Origin of the sequence: Geoglobus acetivorans, from assembly GCF_039641995.1 — an archaeon.
GTDB lineage: Archaea > Halobacteriota > Archaeoglobi > Archaeoglobales > Archaeoglobaceae > Geoglobus > Geoglobus acetivorans.
This window is the reverse complement of sequence record NZ_CP087714.1, coordinates 1,663,274-1,689,555: the sequence shown is the minus strand read 5'-3', so window position 1 is coordinate 1,689,555 and position 26,282 is coordinate 1,663,274. Positions and strand designations below refer to the sequence as shown.

Sequence of the window (26,282 nt, the reverse complement as noted above, 5' to 3'; positions counted from 1 at the left end):
ACAAACAGAACAATCTGGAGGCAGGCAGGATGAACACCTTACAGAACCTAACAACATTATGTTGATCTCGTAGTAAGTAACTGGTCAGCAGAAATTATGGCAAGCTGAAAAAGAGCTAAAAAAGGCAATCGAGACCCGGCTTGGGAGATGCGCTCAAAGGTGGGAGACTCATCAAACGATCCTGTATCTCACCTGCGGTCCCCTCCCCTCTCTCCTGACCAGTCCCAGGCTCTCAAGCTTTTTTAAGCGCGTTATAACAGTTGGCTTCGAAACTCCGAGCTCACCTGCTATCTCGCCACTTCTCTTCGGCGTGCTGAGAATTCTCAGAATGCTCCTGTCCAGCTCATCCAGAATATCTCCAGCCTCCTTTCTGAATACCACCTCGAATTTACTCGCCGTGGCTTTGAACTCCACTCTTACCATGGGGTGCTTTTCACACTCCTCACGAATCATCACTATCCCGTAACCGTACTTCTCTATGAATCCCGTATCGTACAGTAGCTGGCACAGCGCTGGATTCCTCGGAACATGCTCTGGGTCGTTTAAGTCAACTCCGGGCATCAGATTTCCGGGATTCCTTACGACTATTCTGCCGGGGTGAACGAATATTCTCACGTCAGATGGTATTGCGTAGTTTCTGTGGGCGAAGGCGTTGATTATTGCCTCCCTCAGAGCTCTCACGGGATACTCCTCAATCCTCACTCTCCTCGTCGCAACCACAACTTCCGGTCTTCTGAGTTCCCTGGTGATGTCGGTAAAGACTTCTTCAATTATCTTCCATACCGGCCCCTCGTATTCCTTGCTTTTCTCCGGCTCTCCATCAACGAATATGACCCTGCATCTGCACTGGCTCAAAAACTCTGATGCGTCTGTAAAGAAGAGAACGCCCGCGTTTGTCAATCTGTCACCTTTTATTGCCTTGACGCTCCTCAGATACTTCATCCACATGTCTTCCGGCACTCTCTTCCCCCTCGCTTTTTCCATGGTGTCAAAGAACCACCTTACGTAATCCATGTTGATGTGGTCAGCACTCAGGCTTGGCATCTCGTCCCAGTTTATTGCTCCCAGTTCGGCTGACAGCGTGACGATTTCCTGAATTGACAGCGGTCTTATTCCGGTTCCGATTCGTATGTATGCCACACCACTTACAGAACATAGAGTACTGGATTTTTCGACCTCCACCACAAGCACATCCCTGTCTCCAAGTGTAAACCTGCGTGTCCTGATCTTGGGCGGGGGGATGATGGACTGAACAGAATTTGTGAGAACATCAAGGGATTTTTCACGTTACATCCGACAATATTGCCATCATCATCGACTCCTATCAGTATGTATCCGCCTTCTGCATTTGCAAATGCGCAAATCTCTCTGTTAATGTCACCTGTGGCACTTCTCTTGAATTCAATTTTTTCGGACTCCCCTTCCCTTATAAGTTTCAGGATAAAACCCAGATCCATACTTAGTGTTAAATAATGTAAAGTCTAAAAGGTTTACAGTAACTTACTTATCGTTAAGCTTTTTTGTTTAATGTTATTTAATGATGTGGCTTCAGAAACTGAAGGATGAAAAGCTCAAAAAAGGCAATTAAAAACCTGGAAGCTGAAAGGCAGGTTACAGTAAACGAGAGCCGGGATGTGGCCAGCAATTTTCCACAAGGAATGTATTTATACATCCACCAGGTGAATAATTCAGTAAGTGGATATGATGCGCTTCATTCTGACTGGAGTTCGTGAAATCCTACAGGACAGGAAAATATACATTCCATACCGGAACAGTAGCAAAGAAAACCCATACTATTCCACCTCTTCTGTTTCATCAAGCTTGACCCAAAACCTTTTACGATTCTTCTTTGATTCCAGATACTCCTCACCAGATAGCATGAAGTTTCTGGCGTTCTCCATCATGCTGTTGATCAGCATCGCCTGCTGCTTGCTCCACACTTCGTTTGGCATGGACTTGACCCATCCTGCATAGAAACGAACGAACTCCAGCCGCTGAAGGAGATTCTCTTTTCTATCCAATACCATACTTGCTACCCTCCACATCCATTTTCCTCATAAAGTAGTAAAGTCTGTTTTTATTTATGTGATTTTTGAATATCTCCCACAAATAAACCGCATCATCTATATCTTTATCACTGCCGAGGTAGAGCTTATACGCTATTTGAAGCTCTATTGGAGATATGAATACATGATTATCCCCCAAAACCACCCTCAGCCGATTGTCAAGAGAATACCTATCTATCTCATTTTTTACAAACTTTATTTCAATGTTTGGGATTACTGTATCTTTCTTTGCAACTCGCACAGCCAGCCCTTTGATTAGCATTTCGTAAATAGTATCTAGATTTGTTGAATTCATAAAGTAAAAATCCTTTTTCTCAGCCCTACCATATAATTCAAAAAATCTGCCGTAGCTGATCGGTTCAATCAAAATGTCTACATCTCCAGTTCCCCTTGACCTACCGAACAGTATTGCCACGTATCCACTCACTATAACCTAACGAACATCAAGCAGACCCGCATATTCAAAAACTTCCTCAAATCTCTCTTACAACAAGATTCAGATTTAAACTCTGAATTCTCCCCTCCACAGCATCCAAAATCCTCCTCTCTGCTTCAGTACCAGCGTAATCCTTCATCTTCTCAGCCTTTGATGGCAGTGGGGGAACCTCACCTTTGAAAAGCAGGAACCACATCTTGTACCTGCCGGGTTTGTCAATCGAAAACGTGTACCTCATCTCCCACTGGGGTGTCCAGTTGCCCTCGATGTTCACGGGCGTGTGGTTGAGCGTAACGTTGAACCTGTCGAAGAAGTACATGTGGTGGATGACTGTGGTGTTGTTCTGAAATGTTGCATTGACAAGCCACACCTCTACGGTGTAGTTGACGGTCCTGTACTCGTGGTTCACTATGCCGATTATCACCGTCCCGTTCTGCCCGACCCACAGCTTTGTCGGATAGTCGGCAGCCTTGCCCTCTGGACCGAGAATGTAGAACTCGGTGAACTTCTCGCCCGGTTTAGGTGTTGTGATGACATAGATGAGCGTCGCAATGGATGCGAAAATCGCGATAAGCAAAACGACCGTTAAGGCTTTGTCAAGCCTGCTCATCTCGTCCCATTCGAGCAGGTCCCTCATATCCATTCTGGGTATGAACGGATCCCTCGCGCTGAACCTGCGGTATATTGCCAAAGACGAAAACAGGATGTTGAATGCAGAGAGGCTCAGCAGAATCGGCGTGAGCCTTATCCCGAAGGGAGTGTAGTTCAGAGCAAGGCCTATGAGGGGGGTTATGGCAATGCTCAGGCCGAAGGACAGCGCGACCCTTTCGATGGTGTCGAGCTCCTTCCTCTCGGGAAACAGAAACGTTATGAACGAATAGCCCGGAAAGAACAGAATGAACGCCAGCCCGATCACCTTCCTGAGGATGCTCTCGGGAAAGAGATAGATTATCAGAATTAAGAGTGCTGATAAAACAGCTATCGCAATGAGGTCCCAGACACTTCTCCAGCCTCTCGCCTCCATGACTTCACCTCTCGCTCTAGGTCAGGACAGGACCTCCATGACCTTCCTGACCACTATTATGAGAAACACGAAGAGCAGGAAGTAGATTGCCGAATTCAACCCCTTCTTTGTATCCGGATTTATAAAATAACCACCAACCTCGGCAACAACAAGAAGGCCTATCAGCAGCAGTGTAACGTAGACGTCCACAGTCTTGACGAGAACCGTGACTATGAAGACCCACACAGCGATGACGAGCACTATTGCATCATCTACATCCATGAATCAACCCCTCCGAGTTTCCTTGCAGATATCTCGACAAACCTGTCGTTGAAGTCGATCTCCTCAACCACGATCAGCTCGTTCAGGGCCTTGGAGATGGAAAGCATGATCGAGCTGCATACCGGACAGGCTATCCGCTCGCACTCCCTAGAGCAGAATTCCCTGACCTTCACTCCACCCACGTAAACCCTGATCTCGTCGCCCTCCTCCTCAACATCCACAGATTTTGCCAAGCCCAAAGATCTGAGAACCGCAGAAACACTTTCCACAGCACCGAGACCCGCACCTGCAAGGTCCATGCCCGAATACTCCTCGTACATCCTCACCAGATCCCTTCCGAGGGGGACGAGAAGCAGCCCCATCTCCCTCTCCCTGCCCGAATCAGTGAGAAACACCGTTCTGTCGTCAAATCTCGCAAGGTCCAGATCGAAGTCATCGTGCAGGGGGACAAAAACGCCCCCATCAGGCATGTTGTCGTAAGGTGGGATGTAAACCGATTTCCCCCCCAGCCCGAGCGAGTTCGTGAGGTTTCTGGTCAGAACCACGTAGGGGTTGAAGACTGTCCTGAAGGCATCGTACTTTATGTGGTCTGAGGTGGAGAACGAGAGAACGACCACTCCGAGAAAAACACCCCCTATTCCCGCGTTCACCAGACTCTGATTTGCCTCCATCGCCCCTTTGAACGCGATCACCACTCCAGCGACAATCAAAGCTACACCCGCAGGGTACTTGGCCTTCATCTGATTTTCTGATGAAATTCAAAACTTTATATATCATTTGCTTGGTCAGAACTAACAATGCGAAAGTTTCTGCCGATCATCCTGATCATCTCGCTGATAAGCCCTGTCATCGCCGTGGAAACCAGACACGAACTCTACTCCAATGCAGTTCCGAGTGATGATGCCATTTACGATTACTTTTCCGACATCCTGGGACAGGCTGAAAAATGCCTGGAGAAGTTTCTGGACGAGGATGCGAGTGCGGTAAACATCTCAGCATCGCTCAATGAAAGAGTGATGCTCACTGCAATGGAAGCGAGGTACTACAGCCTGAAGGGTGTGAGGAGCAACGTCTCGACAGTCATACCGCCGTTCATAACGCTCTCCTCTGAGCTGGAGAAGCTGGCAGATTCCCAGGCAGAGTTTCTGGACAGTATGAAAGCTCTGACAAAAGGTGGGGATTATGCAACGTACGTCAGGGCCAGGAGCGCCCTTCTCAGCATGGAGCTCTCTGTCGAGAGGATTAACGGGTCTCTCAACGACATCGAACAGCTATCCCTCTGGAACGGGTCTTCGGAGCTGCATTTTGACGTCTCAGGCATCAGAGACACGCTGAAAGACGTCAAGGGCCTCATCAGGCAGTACAGCTACCTGCTGGACAGATATGAAAGGAAGACAATCGGCGAGGGTATCACGGTAACGGTTTCCGACTACACCCCGTTCCTCCACCAGGAGGTCGAGATCCGGGTTCATGCGGTGAACGTGACTCCGACGGCAATCTTCATAGACGGTGTGAGGTTCAGCCTGACCGGCACGACCATGCGTTACAGCTTCGACACGCTCGGCAGGCACGAAATTTATGCGGAAGGCCTGAAGGACGGCACCACCATCAGGTCAAACGTGGTTGAGGTACTCGTGAGCAGAATTCCCACACACATCCTTCTCCTCAGCAAACCATCCGCATTAATCGGGGAGAACGTGGAGATTTCCGGTTTTCTGTCGGATTTCTACGGCAGCCCAGTAAATTCGACCGTTACCGTGAGCGTAGATGGTGCAGAGAGAGTCGTGGAGACCTCAAACGGCCTCTTCAGCCTCAACGTCACAAGAGATTCCGAAGGATACGTGAACATCTCTGCGAGCTACGCAGGAAATGAAACGTACGAAGCATCCTCCGCAAACGCATCAATTTTCTTCTCCAGACTCCCGGTCACGATATACCTGGAGGCCAACAGCACAGAGATAAAACCAAACGAAACCGTGGGGTTCAGCGGGAGAATCACCGGCGTTGAATACGCTGTTCCCGTTACGGTGTTAATCGACTCCAGCAAAATCCTGAAACTCAACACATCAAACGAGTTCAACTTCACGCTGATGTTCACAAAACCGGGAGTGTACAGGATATCCGTGCATTATCCGGGAGATGCCCTGCACAGGCCTGCCACATCCAGCACGGTCGAGATAAGGGTTGTGGCAACTCACGTTAATCTCCTGCTCGCATTAGTCATCTCAGCCATCCTCCTGATCCTTTACGCGATGTCTCGCAGGAAAAGGTCCGGGCAAAAGCCTGAGCCAGAGAAGCAGCATGAGGCCGAACATGTGAAGGCAGCAGAACAGGAAGAGCGAAAAATTGAAGAGGTTACAGGCAGCATAGAGGATGTATACAGGGCGCTGTTCAACAGACTGGTGGACAGGTACAGGCTCAGAAGGAGCCAGACACCCAGAGAGCTGCTCAAATCGCTGAAAGGCGAGCCATTTGCCGATAAGCTGAGGATAATCACCGACCTCCACGAGAGGGCAGTCTACGGAGAAATCGAACTGGACGAAAGGGAAAGGGAGATGTACTTCAGGCTGGTAACAGGGTTGCTGGAGGAACTTGAATGAGGATAATCTATCCGTTACTGGTGTTCATAGGACTGACGCTTTTAATTCTGCCCGTAGCTGTCCCGATCATAAAGACCTCCGCGGAGTTCAGCATGTTCAGCCCCAGGTGGGACGGATGCACGGAGTTCGCAAGGCTGGTAGCCGAGAACGGCAGGGTTGTACCGTTAATGTACCCCTACAACTCCGTCAGGCTTGGCGAGCTCGACGGTGTTCTGATGATCATCGGTCCTGACGTTGAATTTTCGGCGTTAGAGGCCAGCGAGGTCAGGGCGTTTCTCGACAATGGTGGGACGCTCTTCATAGCGGACGACTTCGGCACGGCAAACGGCCTGCTCAGCATGCTCGGGGTGAAGGCCAGATTTTCAAAGCAGCCCCTCAAAGACCTGTTTTACAGCAAGAGGAGCGAATTTCCGGTTGTGGTCAGAATAAACGACCCCTCACTTGCAGAGGGCGTTGAGAGAATCACCCTGAACATCCCCTCTGCGATAACGGGGAGTGAAGGAGTGATCCTCACAAGCAAGGTAAGCGCGGTGGGGAAAGCACACAAATCCTACCCCATCATGACCGAGCTTAAGTACGGGAACGGAAGAATCATACTGCTCTCCGACCCGGACATTCTGACAAACGACATGTTCGGTGAAAACAGGAAGTTCATCGAGAATCTCGTGAGGTACCTGGGGACGGGGACGTTCTATTTCGATGAGGCCCACCACTCTGACTTCAACCCGTACTCCCTGACAACAGTTTACATTCACAGAGAGTTGGATAGGGCGCGGGCGTTTCAGGTCTTCCTGGCAGTTGCTGCTCTTGCTGTTGTCGTGGAAAGCGGTGTGATCAGCAGAATTATAAACGTCATGATGGGACTTTTCCCCAGAAGAGAAGAGAACATTCTCGATGATCTGCCGGAATGGGTCGATGCGGATTTGCTCGAGAGGATGATTAACGAGATAAAAACGGGATCAAAGCTTGGTGATACGTATGGACGGGAAGGAGTTTATGGAAAAGCTGAAAGGAGAGATTAACAAGGCAGTAGTTGGAAAGGAAGAGGTGATTGAGCTTCTCGCCATGGCTTTACTATCAAGGGGCCATGTTCTGCTTGAAGGTCTCCCGGGAGTTGCAAAAACGACGATAGCAAAGACGTTCGCAGGCGCCATAGGGCTGTCGTTCTCAAGAATCCAGCTCACCCCGGACCTGATGCCGGCAGATATCACCGGCAGCCTGGTGTACGACCAGAAAACCTCGGAATTCAGATTCAGAAAGGGTCCGGTTTTCGCCAACGTGGTTCTGGCAGACGAGATCAACCGTGCCACCCCGAAAACACAGTCAGCTCTGCTTGAGGCGATGCAGGAAAGACAGGTTACTGTTGAGGGGAACACCCACCCCCTGCCGGAGCCGTTTCTGGTGATAGCCACCATGAATCCAGTGGAGTATGAGGGCGTATACAGTCTGCCCGAGGCGCAGCTGGACAGATTCATGATGAGGATACAGATAGGTTACCCCGACAGGGAGGAGGAACTGCTCCTGCTTAAAAGAAAGGAGAGCGGGGAGTTCGATGACGTCGAAAGAATTGTGGACATCCGCGAAATCCTCGCACTTTCTGAAGAGGTGAAGAAGGTCAGGGCAAGCGAACAGATACTGAACTACATCTACGAGATCTCGCTGAAAACCAGGACTGACGAGAGGTTTCTCCTCGGTGCAAGCCCCAGGGCCTCCGAGCACCTGCTGTTCGCATCCAAGGCATTCGCATTTCTGAACGGTAGGGAGTACGTCATTCCGGACGACGTGAAGAAAGTCGTCAGGCCAGTCCTGGCCCACAGAATAAAACTGAAGGCGGAGTACGAGATGGACGGTCTGAAACCCGAGAATGTGCTGGCGGACATTCTGGAAGAGATAGAGGTTCCGAAATGAGAAGAGAGGAGATACTCTCAACCCTGGCAGTCCTGCTTTTCGTCCAGGCGTATCTCCTTGAAAACGTGTTTCCGGCCCTTCTCGGATTTTCAGTCTTACTTTACCTCACGTACATCCGAACCGAGTTCTCTCCGAGGATAGATGCTGGATGGGAGATCAGTCCAAGGCTGGTTGAGGGAAAGAAACACAGATCAATGGTCAGACTGAGAAACTTCACGGACAGGAAGCTGAAGGTTACCGTTCTGAAGGAGTTCCTGCCACCGGGTTTTGAAGCTGAAAAAACAGAGATCGTGCTGAACGGAAAAGAGGAAAAGGTCGTAGAGTTTACGATCACCCCAGCGAGGGGAGTTTACAGGATCAGGGGCCCCCGGGTAATGGTATCCGACATGCGGGGGCTCTACTGCAGCAGCATAACTGGGGACTCCGAAGTTGAGGTCGAGGTTTATCCTTCCCTTGAGAAAATAAAGGAGGACGTTAGAGAAGAGGAGAACCTCCGGCTGGCCACCACGTACATGAAGGTCCTTCTTGGCCTCCAGACGATGGAGATCGACTCTCTGAGAAAGTTCCAGAGCGGAGACGACATAAAGCATGTGGAGTGGAAAGCAACTGCAAGGCTCGGAGAGCTTGTGGTTAAAGAGTTCCTCAGGGAGCTTGAGGGAGATGTGTACATAATACTCGACGCTGGCAGGGAGATGAGAAAGGCGGTGAGCAGATCCAGGATTGACTACGCAACGACCCTCACGCTGCAGATTTCGTACAGCCTCATGAAAAACTACCGGGTCGGACTGATAGTCTACGACGACTACGGGGTCAGGTTCAGGGTGGATGCATCCAGATCCCCGGAACAGATAGAGAGGTTCATCAGGTCGCTCAAAATAGGCTCGATACGCTCAAACCTTCTCGGGGTCAAGCTGCCGGAGATCAACCTCAGGGTTTCGGACGACAGCAGAAGGTTCCTCAGAAAAGTCATGCCCGCGCTCAAGAGGAGAGGTGGTTTCTCCACGGGACTGGTTGAGGCTGTGAGCAGCCTTCCGTCATCGGCCTTCCTGATATTCATTGCCGACATTGCATCCAACACGGGCGAGCTTGTGAGGATCCTGTCGGAACTCAGGGACAGAAACAGGATCCTGCTCCTCACCCCAAATCCGGTACTGTTCTACGACGAGTCCAGGCTGAACAGGGACACGATTCTCTGGCTCTACAGGAGGTATATTGAGAGGGAAAAACTCCTGAGAAAGCTCGGCAGAATCGTTCCGACCATCGACCTCGGCCCGTCGGATCTGTTAGAAGTCATACGGGGTGCTCTGAGATGATAGGACTGGTAGCCGCACTGGTTGGAGGAATCATTGCGGGCGTGAAGACCCCGTTTGTCGCTCCGGCGATATACCTGCTGTCCAGATACAGGAAAAACCCGTTCCTGATATCGTTTGGAGTTTACTGCATCTCCCTCAGCTATGAATTCAGGGTCACAAATGTGTTCGACCTCGACCCGATCACAGTCCTGTCCGTGCTCTTACCTACAATCCTCCTGCTCGAAGACGGTCTGAATGAAGACAGAAGCGGGAGTTTTCCAGAATACCTGCTCGCTGCATTCATGCTGTCAGGTCTTATCTTCAGGGAGATTTTCGTTTTCAGCACCCTGCTTGCCCTGATGAACATGGTTGCTGAAGACAGGGCGAAGAGAGGTGCCGCCATCCTGGCTGCAGGAGCCCTCATCCTTGCGGCCGGTCTTTTTGTCATCAGGAGCTTTCTGGACGTTCCGGGCGGAGCGTCGACGCAGGCGGCAGTGGTCACATCCATCACGGCATTTGCGGTCCTGCTTTTCTGGAGGAGGGCAGACTTTGAAAAAATATGAGTACAGGAAAAATTTTAATTACCATCTTTCCACCCAGGAATACAGCATTCAGGGTGATTAGATGAGGATACAGATTTACGGGGCCGGAATGGCTGGAAGCTACCTTTACATGCTCCTCAGGAATAACGGGGATTATGAGCTCGGCATCAGGGATGAAAGAAACTCTCCCGACTGCAGATGTGCGTGGGGTATAGCATACAGGCAGGCCAAGAACCTCTACAGAGATATCGGGCTCGATCTTGACGATTACATAATCTCAAGGCCCAGATATGCCTACGCCAACGGTATCAGGTTCAGGGTCAAAAACATTGTGATGTTCGACAGAAAGAGGCTCCTTCAGGATTTATGGAAAGAGCTGGAGTTCAGAGAGATTGAAAACCCGGACATAGTCGTGGATGCCACCGGGAGCAAAAGGGCATTCCTGCCCGAGGTTGGTGAGGACGACGTCCACATGAGGTACCACACAGTTCAGTACATAGAGGAACACGAGAAAGACGAGGACATCTACGCCTACGCCAGGAGGACAGGATACGCATGGGCATTTCCTCTGGGAGAGGGTAGATGGCACATAGGGGCAGGAGACAAGAGTGTCGAGAGGGCAGAGGAGATGGTCAAAAAGCTCCGAGAAAAGTACGGGTTCGAGGAGAGGGAGAAATCCTGTGGGTGCAGAGGTTTCGTCAGGATGTATCCCCCTTCAAAATCCCTTCCCTTCAGGGACGGAAACGTTTACGGTGTCGGGGAGGCAATAGGGTGCATAAGCGGTTTCGGGGAGGGGAACGCCCCCGCGCTGCACTCTGCGAAGGTCTTCTACGACTGTCTGACCAGTGACTGCCTTGACAAGTATGAAACCAGAATTCTCGAGGAGTTCAGGTGGGTTGAAGATGAGTTCGGCTTTCTGGAGGCGGTGCAGAGAGGAGACATGGTCTCTGCCCTGAGACTGACCAGAAAGGTGATCAGAATTGAGAGTGAGAGGAGTGCAGAGCTGACGTTCAGGGATATCCTGAAGGTCATAACCAATCTGAAACCCTGATATCACCTCACAAAAATTTACACCCAAAGCATCACTAAAAACCCAAATTCAATATTTGCAGCATCACCAAAAGTTAGATATATGTAACGGGTTAACAACACACAAACAAGAGGGGTGAAAAGTCTTGATGAAACTTGTACTGGTGGTTGAAGACGACGATGCCGTGCTTGAAGTTATTAAAGCGATGCTGGGAGACAGGTACGCAATACTCGAGGCGAGAGACGGCAAGGAGGCAGTGGAAAAGTACAGGGTGTTCAAGCCGAACATCGTCCTCATGGATGTGGTCATGCCTGAGATGGACGGTGTGGAAGCCACGAGAGAGATCAAAAGAATGGACCCGAATGCGAAGATCATAGGGGTTACTGCGTACGCAAAGCAGAGGGCAAGTGATCTGCTCGAGGCTGGAGCCCTGGAGGTCGTTGAAAAGCCATTCTCAAAAAGCACCCTGGTGAGCACGATAGAAAAGTACATCAACAGTCCTGAATAACGAAACTGCGATCCCGCAACCCAGTGTGGGCTTTACCTCTCAAATTTTCTGAGAAACATCCTGACGTTCTCTGATTCCATCCAGCCGTCTTCAAGCTGATTCACGAGTTTGACAATCCTGGCAATCTGTTCGAAAATTTTCTCCCTCAAGGTTTCATCCTCCACGTACTCCTCAACGTAGCCGTGTATTGCCGCAAGAGGATTTCTGATCTTGTCGACGAGTATTGCGAATTTCTCGATGTTTTCCTCTATCTGCCCTATCGCAAGCATGAGGTCGGTAATGTCAATAACAGACACGATGAACTTGCTGCTTTCCGGCACTTTGGCGACGATGGCAACACCGCTCCGCATGTTTCCTGCCGAGTCAACGTAGTTCAGCCTGTAGCTCTGAGGGACCGAATCCGGATTTTCAAGCCTCATCCTGTGCATTCTCATGACCTTCTCCCTGTCCTTTTCGCAGACGAGTTCGATGAACGGTTTTCCGATCAGCTGCTCCTTAGAGTAACCGGAAAGCTCCTCCGCCCTTCTGTTTGCGAACACCACTCTGCCATCCTCGATCAGCAGAATTGCAGTCCCGGTGTTGTCAACGAGCAACCTGTAAAGCTGGTCAATTTTCTTCTTCTCCGCCTCGGTCCTTATCTTGGAGATCGCATACGATATGTTCTCCGCCAGTTTGGTGAGCAGATCCACCTCCTGATCGTCAAAAACATCGCTTTCAGGGGCGTAAATGTTCAGAACGCCGTAAATATCGCCGTCATACTTCAGAGGCAGTGCGATCGATGATGCAAAGCCCTCCCTCTCGGCCATTTTTATACACGGACTGCAGTCATCATCCGCACTCAAGTCTGCAGAAGGTTCTGTGTCCTCCGAACCTGTCAGGCTGTTTCGCTGCTTTTCAGGCTCTTCACGGCTGTAGCCGTACTTCGCAGCAAGCCTGATCACCCTGCCGTTCTCGGCATACCCGATCCACGCATGCTTGTACCCTCCAACCTCCACGATGACCCTGCAGACGTCCTCGAGCATTTTTTTCTCTCCCTCTGCCTTTATGATAACCTCATTTACCGCATTGAGAACTCTGTATGCTCTTTCAGCCCTCTTTCTCGCCAGAACCTCCCCGGCCGTTATCCTGCTGTAGACTCTCAGAACCTTTTCGAGGGCCTTCATCTGGAGCTCACATATTACTGGAAGCAGTTCCTGCTGCTGTGCCCTGTCATGCTTCCGAACAATCTCAACCAGAAGCTCAATTCTCTTCAGAAAGTCCTCGGGACCCTGTCCCCTTCTTATCAATTCCTCGATAAGAGACTCATCCACCTCGCCTACCAGGTCATCCACAGTTCTCTTTCCGGACAGCACTTCAACGATACTTCTCGCTATGAACCCAACCATGTTCTGCAAATCTGATGGGATCCCGGGGGCAATCTTTTCAATCCACTCCTCCGCCACCCTTTCCAGATCCTCAGGATTCATAAACTATGTAATGGATTCTCCGGGATAGATATATAGTTTTTCAAAATCCGTGAAGACAGGCGATGTAATGAAAAATTCCGGCCATCCACAATCAGTACGTGATAATTAAATTTAAATAGCCTTAAAACCAGTTATACCTTTATGAGCCTGAATGAAATAATACCGAGCCAGTCATCAGAATTCGTTGAACTCCTCGTGTCCTCGAATCTCAACTTCATCGTATTTTATGAGAACATATACCCTGCAAAGGCAATTCTGGGGAAGGTTATGGAAAAATCAGACGACCAGATCACCATTCTTGCAATTTCGAATCCCACGCTCAGGGCTTTGAAGTTCAACATGGACTTCCTCAACATGCAGGAAGACAGGGTGAGGATAATCTGCCTGAACTCAACGGGGATGAGCGATGCCCACCTGACATACAGGTATGACCAGCTCGACGATCTGACGGAATACATCAAGAAACTGAAGGGTACGCTAATCGTTCTTGGCAGAGGGCTTCTCGATGTGGCAACGAACGAGAGCTCCAAGAGGTTCATGCTCAAATTAACTGACGAAGCTCCGGAAGGGCTGAGAATAATCGCATTCACGTCATACAACGCATACACGAAGACCGACATAGCCCAGTTTTCCGGAATGTTCGACGTCGCGCTTCACGTCAAAAAGCAGGAGGACATATTCACGTTCGGTGAGGAAATATACGAGCTTCACGTGATACAGAGCGTCGTTCCGAGCATAAAGCCCGGAACCTCTACGTTCAAGGTTGGCGAGGAAATGAAGATTATGAACGAAAAATGATGCTTCATATTATTTTTCCAAAAATCTGTCCCTCAATTCTGCCAGATAAGGCTACTAACAACACTGTCCAGTCTCAGCATTACCACAAACTTCATAAGTACTTCACAGGTCTAGGCTATTGACCTTCAGCGCACACGCGCAAGCCAATACAGCTGAAAACTGCAAATCAGCCGGGAGCTCCATTGATCGGCAATTGGTCGCCATTTCCGCTGCGGGGGTTGCCGAGCCAGGAAAAGGCGCAGGGCTTAAGACCCTGTCCCGGAGGGGTCCGCGGGTTCAAATCCCGCCCCCCGCATAGCTTTTCGTTATTTGAGCCGTTTGATGAGTTTGTGAAGAGACTGGAACTGTCGCACATTTCCACACAGGAATTGAAAGCATACAAATCCGATATTCTGAGCTTTTTAGAGGCCTGTTCTTACGATTTAAACGATGATGACATAATTATTTATATAAATAGATTAAAAAACAGTTACAGCCCGAAGAGTGTCAGAAACAAGCTTATCCGCATTAGGAAATTCCTGAAATTCATAAATCACTCCTTAGCTGACGATATCAAGCTTCCGAGGATACCTAAGCGAAGAAAGCATGTGATCAAGCCCAAAGACATAAGACAGATACTCACCGAGGCGGACAGTAAGCTTAGAGAGAGGTATGCCTTGAAAGTGAAGTCTGCCACGCTTTTATCTGCCACGTCCGGAATAAGGGCTGAGGAGCTGTACAATCTCATGTGGAAGGATATTGATGCTGAAAACAGAACTATATATGTCAGGGCAGAATTTGCCAAGGACTATGAAGACAGGGTAACTTTTTTCTCCAGAGAGGCCCAAGAAGTTCTGCAGGAATATCTATCCGTAGTTAAACCTGACAAGCCTCTCTTCTCCAAGAAGTCTCTACTGTACCACTTCGGGAAATTAAACACGAGTTTGAGAATGAAGCACATGAGGAAGTTCTTCAGCCAGCAGAGCGACAGGCTGGGGATGCCAACTGCAGTGAAGAAGATTCTGATGGGACACTCAACAGCTGGAGATGTTGATTTATCACACTACGACTTCCAGGACGAAGAAGAGCTGAAAAAAATTTACGACAAATATTGGAAAGATTTTAGGATTTTGGACTGTTAAGAGTGGGAATATTTATCGATCAATCTTCAAGCTTCAAGTCATCAAAAAGCGGTGTTGGAAGTCTCGGGAACTTGAAATCAAGGCTCTTTATCAACTCTTCAGAGGTGTTCGGAGGTGCATTATTCGCTGGAACGAAATAACCAGCAACTTTCTTTCCAGAGAAGTCTTTAACCACCCTTATTGCATCGAGAAAATCCTGATCTCCTGCAACCAGAACCGCTACATCATAATGATCGAGAAACGCTTTGGTGACCATATCCACAGATAACAATACATCAACACCCTTCTGTCTCTTCTCTCGCCTATCTTTTCCAGCCCTGATAAGTCTTCCGAATTTCATTTCGAATGGATAATTTATATATCCTCGAATTTCTTCAAAATAATTGTTCTGGTCTTTGAACTCATCATCCTCAGGAGAGAACTTTGCGTCATAATAGTATGACCTGATCAACTCAGGCTTGGAGTTTGGGGCAAAACTACTGTTGCGCAATATATCTGAGATCAGATGGTTCAAAGTTCTGGACATTACCTCCGGATCCTTGCTTTTTCCATCGCCAAAGTGTCTGTCAACGACTCTCTTAAAATACCCTCCATCTATGAAAATCATTACCCTCCTTAAATGGGAATATGCTGATGAACCGAAAGTAATCGTCATGAATTCTACTGAGTAATTGATTCATAAAAATTTTAATGTCAAAATGTGTTTTGAATCGGAAGGGCATCTGGTTTTAGGTCATGTCCTCTCTCTTTTGTATTTCTCCTCAATCAGAAGCTCATCAATTGTCTTGCCAAACACCGCAATTTCGAGAAGTCTTACCCTCTCCTCCAAGCTCAGCTGCTTGTTTGTAATGAGTTTTCTCTTTGCTTCTTCCCTGATTTTCAGTTTTTTCTTCTTTTCAAGCTTCTCCTTATTTTCAATTCTCATTATATCTCCTCCCAGAGAATTGCAAAGTTGTCCAGAGATTCAAACCACTGATTTGCGTTTCTGATGTTTGTTTTATCAAATTCAATTTTAACATCCATTTTTGATAGGTTTACAGCAACTGCAGTTTTGTTCTGTGTGATTTCTGTTGTATTCACTCCATCTGTAACATAAACTCTTATAGTATTCCCAAGTTTGCTTGCATCTGTGTCTGGTATTATTATCAACACATTGTTTACAGCGTTCTGAGTTAGATTGTGCTGAAGGTAGCTTGTTCTGATTAATGCAATGTTATCAACTAAAGATCTTACCCATTGACCACTCCCACCCCAACCACCTGATACTGTAAAATCAAATCGAAGCTCATGGGTACCAGTGTAAGAGGTAACATCTACAAATACATTACCAGTTGATTCAGCATAATTAATAGAAGATTTGGTGACTAAGGTTGTGCCATCAATTTTGAAATAAAGATATCCGTCATCAGCTTTGATGTTATAATCAAAATAAATATAATCAACATCTGTCAAATCGAAATTTTGGACGATGGATCCGCTGTCACTTGATGCATAGATATACTTATTAATTCCAGCAGAATAAGTGCCACTTGATGCCCACCCAAAATATGAACCGCTTGATATTCTTGCTGCACTGCCTGATGCTGTCCATCCATCCCAGCCCGTTTCAAAATCACCGATGACATTCTTGTTGTGAAGTTGCTTGTTTGCGGAGTCTACAGTTACATTATTGAGGACGTCAAATGTTTCAGATCCATCAAAGAACCACACTTCTGCAAAATCAAGTCTCTCTTTATTCAAAAAATATTCAGTATCATGTATGAACACAAGATCAATTAGCTGAGCTTTGATGGAGAACAGATCATCATTAACGCTGCTCAGCCAGTTCCTCAGATTATCAATTCCAATTCTGAGGTCTGTTATATCCTCAGCCACTATCGCAGTTGCCCCTCCCTGCACTCTAACCTGAGCGAGAGCAACCTGAGTGTCGCTTATTGCAGGAGCCTGTGGTGGAGAGACTGATGGGTCTGAAGGAGTTCCTTCAAGGACTGTTATAATAGGGCTGCCATTGTTGTAGTCCCATACAATCACATCGATTCTCTCATTCGGAGCTGTCGGAGCTGCTGAGAGGGTTACCTGGGTTGCGCTCACGCTGTATTCGGTCGTACCGTAAAGAACGCTGCCGGCACTCACATCGAGTGTCATGCCGGAATACGGAGTAACCTGGCAGCCAGAAACGACTCCCTTCCAGTTGATACCCTGCACTATGTTTTTCAGATGCAGGGAATACAGAATTTCTCCATCCTGAACATTAAATCCCATTCTACCACCTCACAGCCTCGTTAAATACAGGTAGTAATCTATACGGACCTCCATTGTGTTAGACTTATAAAAAGAAGCGAATGCGATGTGATTCATCATGTTTCCAGCTGATGCAGCATCAAAAAGCCCGAACTCGCTGATGTTACCTGTGTACTCTGTCGTGGTTATGTAGCACTCCCACTTATAGTAAAAGTCACTCTGGGTCTCTTTTATCGTGCTTGAGACAGCTTTTCTGAATGTTTCGTTGAAGAGAGCCGTATCACTCCCGCTTGGAGTTCCGGAGCCATCTCCAACTGCAAAATATCCGTATGCTGAAGGTGTCTGGGTGTCCATGATCTTTGAGAGGAAGTCGTCAGTCAGGATGTTTGGGACTCTCCTTATCAGCTTCCATTCTCCCCCCGCCTCTCTCACATATATCTCAGCAATTCCCTTCAATCCCAACTTATTTGCAATCTGCATTGATCATACCTCCCTTGTCAAAACCCAGTAATTAGCACCCTCCCCGAGCTTGTTTTTACCGAGCTTCGCCTGACCGAGGACGAATGAGGAAGAGTAATCACGGTAGTACATCTTCATGGCCTCTTTCAGCCCAAGATCTTCTGAAAGAATCGTGAGCTTGACGAAAGTGTCTGCGAGGTCAACCTGCTGCTGTTCAAGCTTCGCAACCCTCTCGTCCATGGATTCAAGAATGGTGACTGCATCCTTCCTGAAGGATTCGAAAACAGCTCTCTGAATAATTCTGTTGTGATATATGGTTTCATCGAGCTGCTTTATGAGGAGCTGTCTGCTGAAGTTCTCCTTCGTGATGTTCAGAGTTACGATCTCTCCGACGTCGACATCCTGATCCCTGAACGAAGCTTCGACGCTGGTTACTGGCTGTGCGTTCTCGGTGAGGATGGCCGAGCCGATGAGCTTAGCCTGATCCTGAGATGTAATCTCGTAGTCGAAGATGACTTTCTCGAAGGCACCATAAGTTGCGATTGAGTTCGGATCCTCCATCTGGACTGCAACCCTGACATTGTTGCTGTCAAGCCCCCCGTAGATGTAAACTCTGTTTATTATGTCTGCACTCTCCTGAATGTCGTATTCCTCAACTGAATCTATTGTTTTGGATGTTGAGGTTTTCAGGTTGTTTGCGTAGTCGAAGTAGAGGTTGTTGTTCTCATCAACGAACCACATGCAGCCCGAAAGCTCTGCGAGGCGGTTCAGACAGTCCTTGAGGGATTTGTAGCGGAAGTCTATGGTGAGGGTTACACCTGTCGTGGCGATGTAAGTTGCGTTGACTATGTCGGATGCGTATTTTGTGATTAAATCACTGACAATTGCCTCTATCGTCTGATTGGCATAGCTTTCAGCAACAAAACGCCTTGCGAAGATTGAGGAGATGTCAGCACAGCTGATTTCGAGAGCTGGTTTGTTATCGACATAGGTGTTTTTCTTGGAGATGACCACGCCTGAGAACTTGCGCTCAATCGCAATTTTTATTACTTTAGGAATGCCGAAAGTTATAGGATCTTCAAGATTGTACAGGCGAACACAATCCTGGTATAGTCCGGGACCACTGACAGACCATACACTCAGGATGCTTATCGCATTTAGCATCCCTACATTTGTCGTTGATGCAATATATGTATCGTCTATATACACTTTTGTTTCTGTCCCTGTAAAAATCAATTTGATCGAATGCCACCCAGTCGAGCGAGGTACTCCCGTATCATACCATTTACTGCCCACCCTCCAAAAATAATTGTTGCCAGAGGTAGTTATCCCTACAAAAACCGAATCTTCACCTACTGCATGAGTACCTGTTATGTCGATATCGTCATAGAACATCCATTCTAAGACGCCTGTTCTATACGTTCCTATATAGTGCTTTAGTGCTGTGTCTCCATCGTCAACTGTTTGATAAACTTCTACAGATTTTGAACCAGTATAATATTTATTGCTGGTTATTCGCACTACTGAGGTACTTGATGTAGCAGCAATTGACCATTTGCTTAAATCTGTTTCAAAATCGTCAAAGAAGTCGAATACTCGTTCGCCATCATGGTATCCACTTATTGTAGCGAATGCATTTCCATACGCTATATTTAACTCTGATGTGTTTGCATCTATTCTTACCCATATCACTGCAGTTCGGTTTATGTAATCGAATTTTTCAAGCCAGAAATAAAGTTGATAATCGCTGTAATTCTTACTCGTCCTGTGTGTTTGATTAAAAAGTCTTATATCGCTACCATCCGACTTTACTTTTTCCCAGAAGTCAGTGATACCACCCCATTGTATTTTTTGAGCACCGTCAGCTGAATAAATTGTAAGATTGTTCGAACTAATTACTATTTTGTATTGTGCGTATTTGGAAGCTGCTGAAGAAAATGGAATATTGATATATCTTGACCAGACACCCCCTCCATTGTTGTCAAATTCTAATTGTGTTAATGGCATTTTGAATTCAGCAGTAATCCTCTTCCCAACATTAATCGAATTAGAAACCCCATCGTCCCGGAGCAGCAGTCTGAGAGTGTCTGAGTCCTCTGCAAACTTCCTGCTGAGTTCCGAAGGATAAATGAGGATGTCGTTTGAAGGGTCTGCGATCACCTGCCCATCAACAGTTATCGTGTAGCTCAAATCATCCCCCTCCTGACAGTGTATGCATCTGCAAGTTTTCTCAGAACAACTCTGCCGACTCTATCAGCAATAACATCCGGATCTGCATCCGTCTGAACGTTCACATTCACTGTAACGCTGTTGTTTATCTCGGTCCCCTTGAGTCCGAGAATCCTTGCCTCTATCGCCGGTCCGAGGTCTATCCTGATGTTTGGGATCTTAAGGGTTGGGATTGATACGTCCTTGAGTTTTTCGCCAATATAAGGGACAGTACTCATAAAAGCTATAAACTTGTTAACACTACCAATAACAGTATTAATCGCATTGATGAAGCCTTCAACAAACTTTGCCACGATATTATTATAGATCAAACTTAGTGCATTACCGAATATTTTGCCAAGAGTTGCTAAGGTGTTGATGCTGCCCTCTTTAATCCGTTTCCATCCTCCACTCCATGCATTCACAAACCACTTCCAGAAGCCGGATATGGATTTAGAGAGTTTTTCTACCAGTTCTTTAGTCTTGTCTCTGATTCCAAACCAATTATTTACCCAAGCAGCATAGAGTACAGCTGCTGCAGCCGCAAGAGCTAGTAATGCAACTCCCACTGGCCCTAATAAAGCAACAAGAGTGGCTAGTATTCCACCCCCACCAATCAAGCCACTTATTGCTGAGCCAATTGAGATCATAGCTCCTACTACTTGCATAGCTCCTCCTAAAACCATCAACATCGGTCCGCCAACAGCCATGAAAACGACAGCTAAAGCAGAAAACCTAGCTACTGACTCTTTTACTGGAGCCGGTAACTTGTTGAACGTTTTCATTAAATCTAAGAGTATTTCTCCGAATGTTTTTGCAGCAGGCACCATATTTTCTGTAAATTCTTTAGTAAATTCTTTAATAGCAGGCATATTTTCTTTAATCGTATTGATGAGTGCATCTATCTCGTCTTTGAGTTCTTCAAAAATTGTAATTTGAATGTCTTCTATTTTTGATTTTAGCTCCTTCAAAGCTCCAGCTGTTGATTTTAGCTGAATTTCAGCCATTTCTTTAGCAGCACCACTTGCATTCTTGATTTTCTCTTCAAGCATATCAAGAGCCTCAGTCCCATATTGGCTAATCAAAGCCATCATTCCTGGTCCTGCTTCTTGTCCAAAGATCTTTACAGCATCTGCTGCTGTCATTGATGTTTTCCTGAATTCTTCCATCAATATTTTGAATTGCTTGAGTTTCTTAGGGCTCTTCGCAAATTTCTCAGCAAGAGCTTCGACTGCAGATTCTAAAGATTTAATCTGGGCAATCTGTTCCTCTTTAGTTCTTGATAGTTCTTTATATTTTAGTCTCAACTCATCTTGCCTGATGCTTAACTCATCTATTGCAAGTTCAAGCTCTTTAATCTGCTTTTTCTCATCTTCTGTTAATTCTCTTCCCTCTTTGGCTGCTTTATATCTTATTTTCTTTATCTCAAGTCTCAGTCTTGCTTCCTTGTCGGCAAGTTTGCTCATTTCATCGTTCATCTCAGACATTGCGTTTATTGTCTTTTCATATTCTTCTCTAAGCTCTCTCAGAGCTTCACTCTGTTTGTCGAACTGTCTTTTTATTTCCAATGCTGCTGGAGTAAGCTCATATATCTCCAAACCCAACCTACTGATTGTCTCTAAAACTTCTTTAGTAGGGTCAATAAGCCTCGATAAAGCGCCTCTCAAGATTGTTCCAGCTTGCTCTCCTCTATAACCTGCATTATAAAGTCCTCCAAGAGCTACGAGTAATTCATCTATAGTATATCCTAAGCTCTTAAAAAGAGGAGCAACATATCTCATCGAATATGCCAATTTTTCCATGGTTGCTTGTGATCCTGAAATCGTTGCAGCAAACTTGTCAGAGATTTTTGTTGCTTCTTTAGCTTCCATGCCAAATGAATTTAAGACTGAAAGAACTGTTTCAGTTGCGAAAGCCAGATCTGTTTGAGTTGCTGCTGCAAGATCTAGTATACCTTCCAAGCTTTCCATAATTCTGGAAGCATCATAACCTGCTGAAGCAAGGTAATACATTGCTTGGGCTGCTTCCGAAGCCGAGAAAATTGTTTGTTCTCCCATTTTTCGTGCAAATTCTGAAAGTTTGATGAAATCTTCTTGAGATGCTTGAGCAACAGATTGGACATTTTTCATTTGTTGCTCAAACTCAACTCCTGTTCTAATAGCCAAACCGAATGCTCCAACTATTGGGAGCACCGCAGCAGACATCATCATGCCTGCCCTTGTAAATGCCGCACCTGCTGAGCCAATAGTTTGACCTAAACTACCAATTCGGTTTTGAATTTCTTTAAGCGGTTTGGTTGCTTTGTCTATTGCTTGGATAACAATCTCAATTTTCTCCATTATACCCCCATCCTGCTAAAGAACTCTCTCTTCCTCCGTTCTTTTTCAACTTCTCTCTGTATATCTTCTTGTACCTCACTATATGCTGCCATCAATGTCAAGAACTGTGGGATCTTCATTGAAAGTACTGTTTCAAGATCCATTTTGAGCTCTGATAAGCAGACTACTATAAGTTTCACTAGGTCTCGCTCTGTAAGCTCTGTAAAACTTTCTGAAAAACCTCTTCATCAACCTCCAAGCCGTTCGCTTTTAGAATGTAAACCATGAATTCAAGCAAGATACTGGCTGGCAGGCTCAAAATTTCCTCTCTGCTCTTATCGGGATAGATCTTCTGCATTGTTTTGAGGAAAATCTCTTTCATTACTTCCGCAACCTTGTTCGGGTCTTGTTCGGACATTCGTAGAAACAGATTGAAATCTCTAACCTCTAACGGTGGAATTCTCACTCGTTTACCCCTTATGATGAACTCTTTAGGTTGCCCCTTAAGATCCTCAAAGCTCAGTTCCTCAACCATATCTGCTTGATTTCAAATAGACTTTAAAAATCAAAAACTTCAGATGATTTACCTTACTCATTTGGCTCTAATAGTATTATCTTAACTTTCTTCCCAACCCAAGACTTTGGAACATAGACTCTACCTGAATCCCCACTCCGTTTTACGACCTTCTCGATTACTTCATATCCCTTAACTTTTACCTCAATCGGATCTGCCATATAGCTATATTATAGCGAAAAGTTTAAATAGTTTATGTTCTAAATATATTATAGCTAAAATCTAACTAAGAGGTGTTAAAAATGCCCGTGAAATGTGTCCGATGTGGGTATGAAGGTTCTGGGAGCAATGGTCTGTGCCCGCTGTGTGGTGGAGAACTGCATAAAGTGGACTTCTCTAAGAGCTTCCCGGTTAAGAAGGGCTGGCTGGTTTTTGAGGGTGGAATGGAGAGGGTTGTGATAAGGCAGACTGTCCTCGAAGCTTTTTCCTAAAATTTTCGGAGGTGATTGAGATGGAAGAGGAGCAGACTGTGATAATTGAGGGGGAGGAGTTCGTCAGGGTGTCAATACCCCTGCCTAAGAGGTTTGTTGAGTTCTTGAGAGAATATGGGAAGTGGGTAGGCTATGATGAGGAGAAATTAGATGGATTTATCGGAGAGGTTATCACTGAGTCTGTTGAGTCCTACATTTATGGCAGATTGGATGATATGATACACATGGCTCCGCTGAGAGCTCAGAAGTTCAAGAGAAAGTACAATTTATGATTTTTTGGTGATAGAATGCCTGTAACTGTCAAATGCTTGAATTGTAGGAAGGAGTTTCAAGTGCCACCATCTAAAATTGAGAAGAGAAGATTTTGTTCAAAACGATGTTTTTACGAATTTAGACGTAAGAGAGTTAATAAAATCTGTCAGAACTGTGGTAAAGAGTTTGAAGTCTGGCAAAGCAGGAGAGATAAAGCAAAATTCTGTTCACACGAGTGTCGGTTGGACTATGATAGAAAAACAAGTGTCAAGATCAAAAGAATCTGCCAAGGATGTGGTAAAGAATTCTACATTTTTCCATATAGGGTTAAGCGGGGAGAAGGAAAATTCTGTTCAAAGAAGTGTGCCAGTGTTAATATCTCCCAAGATCTGCTATTTACTGCCTACTGGGACTTAGAGTTGTCAGTTAGAGATTGTGCCAAAATATTCAGGTGTAGTGCTACAACAATTAGACAATACCTTAAAAAATATCACATCCCCCTTCGTGAGCTTGGTGGAGTTGCAGATGTAAATCTTAAACCTTCTAAAGAGTTAGCATATATTTTAGGAGTCATATTCGGTGATGGTTATGTGGGACACACGAAGAAGTACGGAGATAGGTTTATCCAATTAAAAGTGATTGATAAACAATTTGCAGATGAATTTGTAGTTAATTTGAGAAGAATTGGTCTTAAACCATATATGAAGACAATTAAGCCTAAAAAACCTAATTGGAAGAAGATCTATTATGTAAGGGCTCGGTCAAAACAATTTTACGAGTGGTATAAGAGTTTAGACTTAAAGACAATCGAAACTGAGTACCTCATAAACGATGATTTTCGCAAAGAATTCATTCGAGGCTTTTATGAATCTGAAGGGCATCGTGCCCATTCTAACATTCAAATGTACAATACTAACTTAAAGCTGCTAAAACTTATTAAAGCTCAACTGGAAAAATTAGGCTTTAAAGTGTCAATCAAGACTTATACGAGAAGAAATAGAAAACCAGAGCATGTATTAACGGTGCTTGGTGGAAAAAAAGAAGTATTACGTTTCATCCAAATAATAAACCCCATCACTAAAAATTAATTATCTCTGTCAGTAGTACGTGGCGTTTGCAGATGTAACTCTCACCTTGATGCAGTTCTTGTTCGTTGGATCGGCCTGACTCATGAAAGCAAGCTCAAGCTCTTTCTGTGCTTCAGCCTCGGTTACATCATTCAGAGCCTCAAATGTCGCATTCTCTATCGTGAACTCAACCTCGTCGTTCGTTCCCCTGATCAGCTTGATGACTATGTCTCCCTCAGACTCGTTCAGCACGTAGTCGGCTATTGTATAGTCGAATTTGAATGTCAGGGTTCCAGTCACTTCTCTCAGTCCCTCGTCAATCGCCCTCGGAGTTCCATCACTGCCATAATCTGGCTCAAGGTTGTTGTTGATGTTGATCTCAAAGCTCTTTATCTGTCCGCTTACATCTGAGCCTCCGAAGGTTGCAGTTGCGAGGTTCGTCATTCTGAATGGTAGCGTTGGAGAATAGCTTGGAATTGCAAGTCCTGATGTTATCTTCGACATGCTCTTGCCGAGGATCTCAAGCTCAAATTCGACAGCTTTTCCAACTTCCCCTCTGATTCTCGCTGAGTTTACTTTACAGCCGACTGCAACGTAAGCTGTGTTTGATCCCCACTGCCTCTCCAGCGTGAAGCTCGGAAGCGTCTCAGCTTCCTCAAAATCATGATAGTATGGAGCCTGAGTTGCTGAAGTTACGTTCTCTGTCAGACTGCCGAGAACATGTTTAAGCATCTTCCAGTCGCTTGTGTTGAGTGCGATCCTTCCCTCAACGTGCTTCTCCTGACTGTAAACCTTGGGAACGTTCCTGACCCCCCAGAGAGCTTTGACTCTCTCAAGGTTTCTGTTCCAGTTCAGCTCCACGCTTGCTGCATCTGCCGTTTTGCTTCCAGTTCCTGGATCTGTTCCGTATGTGCTTTCATCTCTCCAGAGCAGATAGCCTGTCGCCCCTATCGGCATTATTCACTCACCTCCTTCTGTCTCTTCATCTCATCTTTCACGACCTCCAACACTCCTCTCTTCACCAGGCGGGAGATGTCGGTCGTGGGTTCGACGTCATACACCTCTCCCGCCTCGAACACGAAGCTCCCAACGTGGAGCTTCTCTCCCCTCTTCAGCCTGACCTTCATACCATCACACTCCTGACTGTTTCAAGTAATAGAACGTGAATTCCAGCGGTTTCCTGAGAATCCCGGTGTTCTGTTCTTCTATTACTATGGAACCTCCCCCAACGCACTTTGCAACGACGACATTCGTCATTGAGAACGCATTGGACTCTATGACATTGATCACCTGATCCGCAAGGTAATCGAGCAAGGCTCCTCCTCCAAGTTCCTCGTTGCCCACCGTGAATGTCTCTCCTCTCCTCACCCAGACCGAGATCTCGTATCTCAGCGGGTAGAGCAGGGCCGTCCCCCCATTGACACCATAGAAATCAGGCTCTGAATGTCCGATGTAAACAACGCTGATCCTCGGCATCGTTGCCTTCTCATGGGGAAAATCCGGATAGATCCAGTTCTTGCCAGCGTTAGCCCTTGCTGTGTTCGGATCGGGTATGTTGTTCCTCAACAGCGTGATTATCTCATTGACAAGCTCCCTGAACATATCGCACCCTTGCCAATCGGTTTTCCCAAAATGGAGCTTACAATCGGACTTTAAAAAAGAGAACAATTCTGTTAACTT

At 46.4% G+C, this 26,282-nt stretch carries 33 protein-coding genes and 1 tRNA gene; 14 read left to right on the top strand and 20 right to left on the bottom strand.

Features of this window, described 5'->3' with window-relative positions; translation table 11 throughout:
• Window positions 1–171: 171 nt before the first annotated feature.
• Window positions 172–1,182: an ATP-binding protein gene (locus LPQ35_RS09935; protein ID WP_203218963.1), complete on the bottom strand. Its 1,011-nt coding sequence runs from the start codon at window positions 1,180–1,182 to the stop codon at window positions 172–174.
• Window positions 1,146–1,457, bottom strand: a complete 312-nt coding sequence (locus tag LPQ35_RS09930) for an RNA-binding domain-containing protein (RefSeq protein ID WP_203218964.1) — start codon at window positions 1,455–1,457, stop codon at window positions 1,146–1,148. The genes LPQ35_RS09935 and LPQ35_RS09930 overlap by 37 nt, the downstream gene beginning before the upstream one ends.
• A 105-nt stretch (window positions 1,458–1,562) precedes the next feature.
• Here LPQ35_RS09930 and LPQ35_RS09925 point away from each other — a divergent pair, with 105 nt between their 5' ends.
• Window positions 1,563–1,733: a hypothetical protein gene (locus LPQ35_RS09925; RefSeq protein WP_193807311.1), complete on the top strand. Its 171-nt coding sequence runs from the start codon at window positions 1,563–1,565 to the stop codon at window positions 1,731–1,733.
• Between the two features lie 60 nt (window positions 1,734–1,793).
• Here LPQ35_RS09925 and LPQ35_RS09920 read toward each other — a convergent pair whose 3' ends face one another.
• Genes LPQ35_RS09920 through LPQ35_RS09900 form a run of 5 tightly spaced genes read right to left on the bottom strand, consistent with a single transcriptional unit; the run spans window position 1,794 to window position 4,527 of the window.
• A complete protein-coding gene (locus LPQ35_RS09920) occupies window positions 1,794–2,027 on the bottom strand; it encodes a hypothetical protein (protein WP_193807313.1) in 234 nt (77 codons plus the stop codon).
• A complete protein-coding gene (locus LPQ35_RS09915; RefSeq protein ID WP_193807316.1) occupies window positions 2,014–2,481 on the bottom strand; it encodes a hypothetical protein in 468 nt (155 codons plus the stop codon). Before LPQ35_RS09915 ends, LPQ35_RS09920 begins: the two co-directional genes overlap by 14 nt.
• A gap of 58 nt (window positions 2,482–2,539) precedes the next feature.
• Entirely contained in the window at window positions 2,540–3,526 is a 987-nt protein-coding gene (locus LPQ35_RS09910) for a DUF1616 domain-containing protein (protein ID WP_193807318.1), read from the bottom strand.
• A gap of 21 nt (window positions 3,527–3,547) precedes the next feature.
• Window positions 3,548–3,787 carry a hypothetical protein gene (locus LPQ35_RS09905; RefSeq protein WP_193807319.1) on the bottom strand — a complete coding sequence of 80 codons (240 nt, stop codon included), beginning with the start codon at window positions 3,785–3,787 and terminating at the stop codon, window positions 3,548–3,550.
• Window positions 3,778–4,527, bottom strand: a complete 750-nt coding sequence (locus LPQ35_RS09900; protein ID WP_193807320.1) for a hypothetical protein — start codon at window positions 4,525–4,527, stop codon at window positions 3,778–3,780. Before LPQ35_RS09900 ends, LPQ35_RS09905 begins: the two co-directional genes overlap by 10 nt.
• 57 nt (window positions 4,528–4,584) lie before the next feature.
• On the opposite strand from LPQ35_RS09900, the gene LPQ35_RS09895 reads away from it, so the two are divergent.
• The 7 genes from LPQ35_RS09895 to LPQ35_RS09865 all read left to right on the top strand — a co-directional run bounded on the left by LPQ35_RS09895 (window position 4,585) and on the right by LPQ35_RS09865 (window position 11,667).
• Window positions 4,585–6,387: a DUF4129 domain-containing protein gene (locus LPQ35_RS09895; RefSeq protein ID WP_193807321.1), complete on the top strand. Its 1,803-nt coding sequence runs from the start codon at window positions 4,585–4,587 to the stop codon at window positions 6,385–6,387.
• On the top strand, window positions 6,384–7,409 hold the full coding sequence (locus LPQ35_RS09890; RefSeq protein WP_193807322.1) for a DUF4350 domain-containing protein: 1,026 nt from the start codon (window positions 6,384–6,386) through the stop codon (window positions 7,407–7,409). Before LPQ35_RS09895 ends, LPQ35_RS09890 begins: the two co-directional genes overlap by 4 nt.
• On the top strand, window positions 7,366–8,295 hold the full coding sequence (locus LPQ35_RS09885) for an AAA family ATPase (RefSeq protein ID WP_193807344.1): 930 nt from the start codon (window positions 7,366–7,368) through the stop codon (window positions 8,293–8,295). The genes LPQ35_RS09890 and LPQ35_RS09885 overlap by 44 nt, the downstream gene beginning before the upstream one ends.
• A complete protein-coding gene (locus tag LPQ35_RS09880) occupies window positions 8,292–9,608 on the top strand; it encodes a DUF58 domain-containing protein (RefSeq protein ID WP_193807346.1) in 1,317 nt (438 codons plus the stop codon). Before LPQ35_RS09885 ends, LPQ35_RS09880 begins: the two co-directional genes overlap by 4 nt.
• Window positions 9,605–10,150, top strand: coding sequence for a hypothetical protein (locus LPQ35_RS09875; protein WP_193807347.1), 546 nt, complete (start codon window positions 9,605–9,607; stop codon window positions 10,148–10,150). The genes LPQ35_RS09880 and LPQ35_RS09875 overlap by 4 nt, the downstream gene beginning before the upstream one ends.
• Window positions 10,151–10,211: 61 nt before the next feature.
• On the top strand, window positions 10,212–11,180 hold the full coding sequence (locus LPQ35_RS09870; protein WP_193807348.1) for an NAD(P)/FAD-dependent oxidoreductase: 969 nt from the start codon (window positions 10,212–10,214) through the stop codon (window positions 11,178–11,180).
• A gap of 127 nt (window positions 11,181–11,307) precedes the next feature.
• Window positions 11,308–11,667: a response regulator gene (locus tag LPQ35_RS09865; RefSeq protein WP_193807349.1), complete on the top strand. Its 360-nt coding sequence runs from the start codon at window positions 11,308–11,310 to the stop codon at window positions 11,665–11,667.
• A 32-nt stretch (window positions 11,668–11,699) separates the two neighbouring features.
• Here LPQ35_RS09865 and LPQ35_RS09860 read toward each other — a convergent pair whose 3' ends face one another.
• Window positions 11,700–13,133 carry a PAS domain S-box protein gene (locus tag LPQ35_RS09860; protein ID WP_193807350.1) on the bottom strand — a complete coding sequence of 478 codons (1,434 nt, stop codon included), beginning with the start codon at window positions 13,131–13,133 and terminating at the stop codon, window positions 11,700–11,702.
• A 141-nt stretch (window positions 13,134–13,274) separates the two neighbouring features.
• On the opposite strand from LPQ35_RS09860, the gene LPQ35_RS09855 reads away from it, so the two are divergent.
• The 3 genes from LPQ35_RS09855 (at window position 13,275) to LPQ35_RS09845 (ending at window position 15,052) form a co-directional block, all read left to right on the top strand.
• Window positions 13,275–13,931, top strand: coding sequence for a hypothetical protein (locus LPQ35_RS09855; protein ID WP_193807351.1), 657 nt, complete (start codon window positions 13,275–13,277; stop codon window positions 13,929–13,931).
• A 211-nt stretch (window positions 13,932–14,142) separates the two neighbouring features.
• A tRNA-Leu gene (locus LPQ35_RS09850) sits at window positions 14,143–14,226 on the top strand.
• Window positions 14,227–14,260: 34 nt separating this feature from the next.
• Entirely contained in the window at window positions 14,261–15,052 is a 792-nt protein-coding gene (locus tag LPQ35_RS09845) for a tyrosine-type recombinase/integrase (RefSeq protein ID WP_346297637.1), read from the top strand.
• Window positions 15,053–15,071: 19 nt separating this feature from the next.
• Here LPQ35_RS09845 and LPQ35_RS09840 read toward each other — a convergent pair whose 3' ends face one another.
• From LPQ35_RS09840 to LPQ35_RS09800, 9 genes are all read right to left on the bottom strand, one after another.
• Complete coding sequence (locus LPQ35_RS09840; RefSeq protein WP_193807352.1) at window positions 15,072–15,707, bottom strand: NYN domain-containing protein; 636 nt, start codon at window positions 15,705–15,707, stop codon at window positions 15,072–15,074.
• Between the two features lie 78 nt (window positions 15,708–15,785).
• Window positions 15,786–15,977, bottom strand: coding sequence for a hypothetical protein (locus LPQ35_RS09835; protein ID WP_193807354.1), 192 nt, complete (start codon window positions 15,975–15,977; stop codon window positions 15,786–15,788).
• The gene (locus LPQ35_RS09830; protein WP_193807356.1) at window positions 15,977–17,314 is read right to left on the bottom strand and encodes a hypothetical protein; all 1,338 of its coding nucleotides are present in this window, start codon (window positions 17,312–17,314) and stop codon (window positions 15,977–15,979) included. Before LPQ35_RS09830 ends, LPQ35_RS09835 begins: the two co-directional genes overlap by 1 nt.
• Before the next feature lie 9 nt (window positions 17,315–17,323).
• Window positions 17,324–17,773: a phage tail protein gene (locus LPQ35_RS09825; protein WP_193807358.1), complete on the bottom strand. Its 450-nt coding sequence runs from the start codon at window positions 17,771–17,773 to the stop codon at window positions 17,324–17,326.
• A gap of 3 nt (window positions 17,774–17,776) precedes the next feature.
• Window positions 17,777–19,942: a DUF2341 domain-containing protein gene (locus LPQ35_RS09820; RefSeq protein WP_193807360.1), complete on the bottom strand. Its 2,166-nt coding sequence runs from the start codon at window positions 19,940–19,942 to the stop codon at window positions 17,777–17,779.
• Window positions 19,939–22,299 carry a phage tail tape measure protein gene (locus LPQ35_RS09815; RefSeq protein ID WP_193807362.1) on the bottom strand — a complete coding sequence of 787 codons (2,361 nt, stop codon included), beginning with the start codon at window positions 22,297–22,299 and terminating at the stop codon, window positions 19,939–19,941. The genes LPQ35_RS09820 and LPQ35_RS09815 overlap by 4 nt, the downstream gene beginning before the upstream one ends.
• Complete coding sequence (locus LPQ35_RS09810) at window positions 22,299–22,442, bottom strand: hypothetical protein (protein ID WP_193807363.1); 144 nt, start codon at window positions 22,440–22,442, stop codon at window positions 22,299–22,301. Before LPQ35_RS09810 ends, LPQ35_RS09815 begins: the two co-directional genes overlap by 1 nt.
• 35 nt (window positions 22,443–22,477) lie before the next feature.
• Entirely contained in the window at window positions 22,478–22,813 is a 336-nt protein-coding gene (locus LPQ35_RS09805) for a hypothetical protein (RefSeq protein ID WP_193807364.1), read from the bottom strand.
• A gap of 53 nt (window positions 22,814–22,866) precedes the next feature.
• Entirely contained in the window at window positions 22,867–23,013 is a 147-nt protein-coding gene (locus LPQ35_RS09800) for a DUF2080 family transposase-associated protein (RefSeq protein ID WP_193807365.1), read from the bottom strand.
• 81 nt (window positions 23,014–23,094) lie between these two features.
• On the opposite strand from LPQ35_RS09800, the gene LPQ35_RS09795 reads away from it, so the two are divergent.
• Genes LPQ35_RS09795 through LPQ35_RS09785 form a run of 3 tightly spaced genes read left to right on the top strand, consistent with a single transcriptional unit; the run spans window position 23,095 to window position 24,623 of the window.
• On the top strand, window positions 23,095–23,283 hold the full coding sequence (locus tag LPQ35_RS09795) for a hypothetical protein (RefSeq protein WP_193807366.1): 189 nt from the start codon (window positions 23,095–23,097) through the stop codon (window positions 23,281–23,283).
• A gap of 20 nt (window positions 23,284–23,303) precedes the next feature.
• Window positions 23,304–23,555, top strand: a complete 252-nt coding sequence (locus LPQ35_RS09790; RefSeq protein WP_193807367.1) for a hypothetical protein — start codon at window positions 23,304–23,306, stop codon at window positions 23,553–23,555.
• A gap of 15 nt (window positions 23,556–23,570) precedes the next feature.
• Window positions 23,571–24,623 carry an LAGLIDADG family homing endonuclease gene (locus LPQ35_RS09785; RefSeq protein WP_193807368.1) on the top strand — a complete coding sequence of 351 codons (1,053 nt, stop codon included), beginning with the start codon at window positions 23,571–23,573 and terminating at the stop codon, window positions 24,621–24,623.
• Window positions 24,624–24,632: 9 nt separating this feature from the next.
• On the opposite strand, the gene LPQ35_RS09780 is transcribed toward LPQ35_RS09785, so the two are convergent.
• The 3 genes from LPQ35_RS09780 to LPQ35_RS09770 are packed head-to-tail and all read right to left on the bottom strand — an operon-like array spanning window position 24,633 to window position 26,204.
• Window positions 24,633–25,559, bottom strand: coding sequence for a phage tail tube protein (locus tag LPQ35_RS09780; RefSeq protein ID WP_193807370.1), 927 nt, complete (start codon window positions 25,557–25,559; stop codon window positions 24,633–24,635).
• Window positions 25,559–25,729: a hypothetical protein gene (locus LPQ35_RS09775; protein ID WP_193807372.1), complete on the bottom strand. Its 171-nt coding sequence runs from the start codon at window positions 25,727–25,729 to the stop codon at window positions 25,559–25,561. Before LPQ35_RS09775 ends, LPQ35_RS09780 begins: the two co-directional genes overlap by 1 nt.
• Window positions 25,730–25,733: 4 nt before the next feature.
• On the bottom strand, window positions 25,734–26,204 hold the full coding sequence (locus tag LPQ35_RS09770) for a hypothetical protein (protein ID WP_193807374.1): 471 nt from the start codon (window positions 26,202–26,204) through the stop codon (window positions 25,734–25,736).
• Window positions 26,205–26,282: the final 78 nt, after the last annotated feature.